This window comes from Leyella stercorea (assembly GCF_019052365.1).
GTDB lineage: Bacteria > Bacteroidota > Bacteroidia > Bacteroidales > Bacteroidaceae > Prevotella.
Map to the genome: position 1 here is coordinate 1 of NZ_JAHQUY010000118.1, position 5048 is coordinate 5048.

At 50.8% G+C, this 5048-nt stretch carries 5 protein-coding genes; all 5 read right to left on the reverse strand.

Translation table 11 applies throughout. From position 1 onward, the window contains the following. Nucleotides 1–99: 99 nt before the first annotated feature. A complete protein-coding gene (locus KTQ90_RS12725) occupies nt 100–783 on the reverse strand; it encodes a DUF2589 domain-containing protein (protein WP_217318742.1) in 684 nt (227 codons plus the stop codon). A 21-nt stretch (nt 784–804) separates the two neighbouring features. Then, nucleotides 805–1302 (reverse strand): DUF2589 domain-containing protein, encoded by a 498-nt coding sequence (locus KTQ90_RS12730; RefSeq protein ID WP_005776225.1) that lies wholly within the window; start codon nt 1300–1302, stop codon nt 805–807. A gap of 228 nt (nt 1303–1530) precedes the next feature. After that, complete coding sequence (locus KTQ90_RS12735) at nt 1531–3240, reverse strand: fimbrillin family protein (RefSeq protein ID WP_008616545.1); 1710 nt, start codon at nt 3238–3240, stop codon at nt 1531–1533. Between the two features lie 22 nt (nt 3241–3262). Continuing rightward, a complete protein-coding gene (locus tag KTQ90_RS12740) occupies nt 3263–4828 on the reverse strand; it encodes a fimbrillin family protein (RefSeq protein ID WP_008616559.1) in 1566 nt (521 codons plus the stop codon). A gap of 27 nt (nt 4829–4855) precedes the next feature. Further along, a partial coding sequence (locus tag KTQ90_RS12745; protein WP_217318743.1) for a fimbrillin family protein occupies nt 4856–5048 on the reverse strand: 193 nt, incomplete at its 5' end.

The following is a 5048-nucleotide window of genomic DNA, read 5'->3' on the forward strand; positions in this document are numbered from 1 at the left end:
ATGCGCTTCAGCTTTTGGTTTACTGTTTTCTTTGTTTTCATTCCTATTGTTATCAAATTTGAACGGGACTTTATCCATCCCGTTCTATATGTTTATACTCTATTTACTGCTTCCTGTATTTATAGGCTCGATACATGATGCCATTATATCCATCAGTTTAGACAGACCTTCGGTCTGCGGCTGCTGGCTGGCAGAAACATGTATCTGGTATTTTGCCGTTTGGTTGGTCATGCGGGTGTTCTCACGGGCGGTCGTGACTTTGCCGCTGATTTCCGCATTTATAAACCAATGTTTTGCAGAAGCTTTTGTCTCTACTTCGGCATTAGTAGTGTTTTTTACATTTGAGGTATCAGTAACCTCCATCTGGAAATCTACATCCACGCGGTCTATAAGCAGAGAAGGAATAGGCACCAATCCTATAAACGGAGCTTTGACACTTTGTGGCATTGTTGTCATTTTTCCATCCTGCTGTATCGGTCTTTTAATATCGAATTCCAATACACGAGCTGTTTTACCGTCTTCATCAAAAGCAATTTTCTGGTAGAAATTCCATGCTGTCGCTGCCAATTCCTGTTGAGCTTCGGCTGCTGCAATAAGCGGCGCTGCAATCAGTTCCCGCATGGGAAGCCCCTTCAAATTGTCAGTCACATTCGGATCTCCAAGTACAGGGGATGTACCGTTATTTTTAGTCTCTTCCAATGCAGCGGAAATAATCTCTTTTGCTTGTCCGCTTATATTTTCTGCATATTCTTGTTGCCCTTGGTTCTTTATTTCTTCTGCCATAACATTTGAATTTTAAAATTGTTAGATGTTTTTTACAAAATCGTCAATGATTCGGGAAATGCTCTCCGGAGTCTCCTGAACCTTAAAATTGACGCAAACCTCCATGACATCATCCGCATCCGGTTTTATGTTGCTCATCTGCATCTGGAGATTGGCTCTTTGTGGGCTGGATAACAATAAGTTGTTTTCTGGAATCTGTGATTCCACGCTTCCGACCTTCGCCTTGAACTTTATCTGCACATTATCCATCGCAAGATAATGATGGGATATCAAGGCTATAAGTGGAATATCAATAGTCTTGTCTCCAACCATGATTTTTTTTGATTGGAACGTATTTGCGTTATTTGCATTTGTTCCTTCAAAAAGTCTGGTCAGATTTTGTATCTGATGATTCTGTAATGTATCTTGTGCACAGTTTACGGCGTACTGCAAACCATTCATAATATCAGAGAATGAATTGGTTTGAACACTGTCCGGCTCATCGTCATTATTTTTCTTGCCTCTGTGAAAAAGTCCCATGTTTTTAATTTAATTACTTGATTTGTTGTCTTTAATGAGCACCAATCTTGACAATGTCCGGCTTACAGCTTCCATATTTACACTGGAGTCTATATTATTATTGACAATGCCTTGATGCCAAAACCAATATGGTGGATTCTCCGTGTGTTCCATCACGTCCTCCTTTCTTTATTGGGATTATACTTCAGTTAATGTTCGTTGCGGGCGGGACTTTTCCCGCCCGACGGTTTACTGCTTCCTCAAGGTAGGCAATGCTCCGTTAAGTTCGTAACGCCACTTTGAGCCTGCGTTCTGCAAGGCGGTGTTCATGACATCGACGGCTTTCTGCCAGGTAACGACAGAGTCGTCCACCTTCGTGGCTTCGGGGGCGGTGCTATGCTGATTGCGGTCGAAGCCTTGTTCCTGATTGTTCTTCCAGTAGCAGGCGGTCACGACGGTGTAGTTATCTCCAAACAAGCCGCCGATATGTACATTGCCAGTGTTGCTACCCTTACTATTTACGTTGCCCGTGGCATAGCAGGCAAGGACGGTGCTTCCTCCGTTTAATCCCACTACACCGCCGCCTGAGAGATCCTGTGGGGAGTTAATTTCTAAGGTCACGTTGCCTGTGGCATAGCAAGCGGTCATGGTGCCCCATTTTTCTCCTGCCACGCCGCCGACATAGCGCGTTCCCTTAACTATGGCAGAGGAGCTGCATCCGATGATGGAACCGGCCTTTTGGCTACCCACCACACCGCCGACACAATTCGTGCCGCTGACGCTGCCCGACACCGAGCAGTTTTCAATGGTGCCCCAGCTATATCCTACCACGCCGCCAGTATTGCCTGACATTAACACGTGATTGCTTGTTATCTGTATGCCTTCCATCACCACGTTCTTCACCGTACCAGCTTTATCGAGATAGCCGAACAGACCCACAAATTGGTCATTTGTCGTAACGGTCAGCCCCTTGATGGTATGGCCGCGGCCGTCGAAGGTACCCTTGTATCGCTTTTCGTAGTTCGTGCCTATCGGCGTCCAGCCTTTGCCCGTCAGGTCAATGTTTTTGCCGAGGGTAATGTTAATGTCGGTCTTACCTCCGTTCACTAATTCGGCTACATTTATCAGACCATCGGCGGAGGTCACGGTGTAGCTGCCGTTGCCCTCTATGGTATATCCCGGGTCTTTTGCCGCAGCGAGGGAGACGGTGTAGGTATATTCACCGCCCGCCTGCCAGTCGGCAGCATTCTTCATCTTATAAACGAAGGTCTTGGCGTCAGCGAAGGTGCAGGTAATGAAGGTCGTGCCAGCTGCCACACTTTGCGGGGCTACGAGGGCGGTGTAGGTGTTGCTGCCCTTGTCATACGGGGTGATTTCATCCGGATTGCCATTCTCGGTGGAGAGACCCGTCAGCCGCACAGATGCCAGCCCCTCGGTGTAGTCCGTCAGAACGATGGTCACCCGCGCCGTGCGGTGGGTGAAGCGGAGCGTGGGGCTGCCGTAGGTCACCGTCTGCCCGTCGGCTACGATGAGGTCGCTGGTCTCAAAGTCTTTTTGGGCACTTTGGTTGGCTTTTACCTTCACAGCAGGCAGAGTTGTCTCGCCCTCGGTGTAGGGCCACCACGCTGTGACGGTGATGTCGTTGTGGTTGGTCCAGCGGTGAGGGGCGGTGGAGGTCAGCGTGGTGCTGGTGGGGTTGGCGGTGGAGGGCGTCGCGTTGTACGTCTTCACCATGCCGTTCATCAGGACTGCCACGCTCTGCACGCCTTCCCAGTTCCCATCCACGGGGGCACGGGTACTGGCGATGGCTGTCGCGGCGGGTTTCAGCCCCGTGGCGGTGAAGACGATGGGTGTGCCTTCCGCCCCTTCTGGCAGGAAGCCCGCTTCGTCCTGCGTGCAGGCGGCAAGGCCAAGCAGCAGGGCGATGGCTGCGGATATATGGATGGTTGTTCGTTTCATGATGCGTGATGTTTAGGGTTCGTTATTGTCTCTTTTGCAATACGGGCAGACCGTCGGTGCCGAGTGCCCACTGGTAGTCGTTGTTGGTGAGGGCGGTGTTCATGCCGTCGACGGCTGTTTGCCATTTCACGGTCGCGCCGTCCACCTTCGTGGCATCTACCTTTCCTCCAAGATTACTGAATACTCCTTGCCCGGCATTGCCTCCCCAATAACAGGAAGTTATATAAGCGTAGTTATGACGCACTATAGCTCCAGATTCATACTCTTCCAATGTGCCGTTGAACCAGCAAGCGGTGATACTGCCATAATTTAAATCGGCTATACTACTAGTTCTACCATATGCAGAAATTTTTCCCGTCACAGAGCAGGCAATGATTTGACCATTATTTTCCTCCACTATTCCAGCTGCATGTCCACTACTGCCATACAGATTCACATCTATGAGTTGTAGGTTCTTTATCACACCACGTTCATTTAATAACCCAAAAAGTTCAGTAGTCGCTGCTGAAAAGTTTAATCCCGTAATGCGGTGTCCCTGCCCATTAAAGATGCCGGAGTAACCTGGTGGCCATGTGCCTACCTGTGTCCATTCCTTACCCGTCAGGTCGATGTCGGCGGTGAGGGTGCAATTTATCGATTCGTCTTTTTGTGCCGCTTTGTTCCATGCCAGTAGGCCGTCTGCGTTATAGACCATGTAGCTGCCGTCGTCCTGTATAGAATAGCCCAAATCCTCAGCCTCGCCGCTCTCGCCGCCGCCGTCAGCCCAGTCACCGATAGTGCAGCCCTCTAACGTCAAGCCGGAGGCGTTCACCTTGACGGTATATTTATAGCGGTTGCCCGCCTCTAATACGACGTTGTTCTGTGGGCGGAAGTAGAAGGTGCCGCCGCCGAGTTCCACCCGGATGAACGGCTTGCCTGCCTCAACGGTCTGCGGGGCGGTCAGTGCCTCGTAGGTGTTACCGCTTGCGTTGTAGGTCTTGATGGCAGTCGGGTTGCCGTTATCGGCAGACAGGCTCACGAGGCTCACCGTGGCACCGTCCACGCTTGTGAATCCCTTACCGGGCTTCAGTTCGATTGCCACGCGTGCCGTTCGGTGGTTGAACTCCAAGGTCGGGTTGTTAAATTCCACTTTCCGGTTCTCAGCAGAGATGAAGTCGCTGTTCTGGAAGTCAGCCAATTTGCTTTGGTCTTCGGCCACCTTCACGGCAGGCATCTGTGTGATGTTGGCATTGTTGAAGGGCCACCATGCCGATACGGTAATCGGGTCGCGGCTGGTCCAGTAGTGCGGGGCGTTCTCGCGTGAGAGTGTGGCACTCTTGAAATCGGTAGAAGCCGTTACGGTGTATTCCTTTACCGCATCGCCCAACTTGAGTGCCACGGAAGAGACACCCTGCCAATCGCCGTCCACAGTGGCACGGGTGGAAGGGGCTGCCAGCGGCGTTGCCTCTACGGACAGTCCGGTGGTACGGATGACTACGGGGTATTTACCTTCGGGCAGACGGTTATCGTCAGCAAGTTCGTCCTGTGTGCAGGCGGTGAGGGCGAACAGCAGCGCGGTGGCTGCGGGGATAAATAATCTATGTCTCATAATCCTTCATTCTTAATTATTAATGTCTTACAGGTCGGCACCCGCTTCTCCACCGTCTATATCGTTCCACTTTGCAATGGAGGCTTCGCTGACTTCAAGGACTTTGTTGCGTACCTTGACGGTATAGGTATAATTGTTGCCCGCCAGCAGTGCGCCTTCGGGCACGGTGAGTGTGGCATGATATTCCTGACCTTTGTAATTCACAACCAACGGCAGGGAT

Excerpts from the sequence above, each read along its gene's own strand:
- KTQ90_RS12740 (WP_008616559.1), bottom strand. The coding sequence starts at position 4,828 with ATGAGACATAGATTATTTATCCCCGCAGCCACCGCGCTGCTGTTCGCC.
- KTQ90_RS12725 (WP_217318742.1), bottom strand. The coding sequence starts at position 783 with ATGGCAGAAGAAATAAAGAACCAAGGGCAACAAGAATATGCAGAAAAT.
- KTQ90_RS12735 (WP_008616545.1), bottom strand. The coding sequence starts at position 3,240 with ATGAAACGAACAACCATCCATATATCCGCAGCCATCGCCCTGCTGCTT.
- KTQ90_RS12730 (WP_005776225.1), bottom strand. The coding sequence starts at position 1,302 with ATGGGACTTTTTCACAGAGGCAAGAAAAATAATGACGATGAGCCGGAC.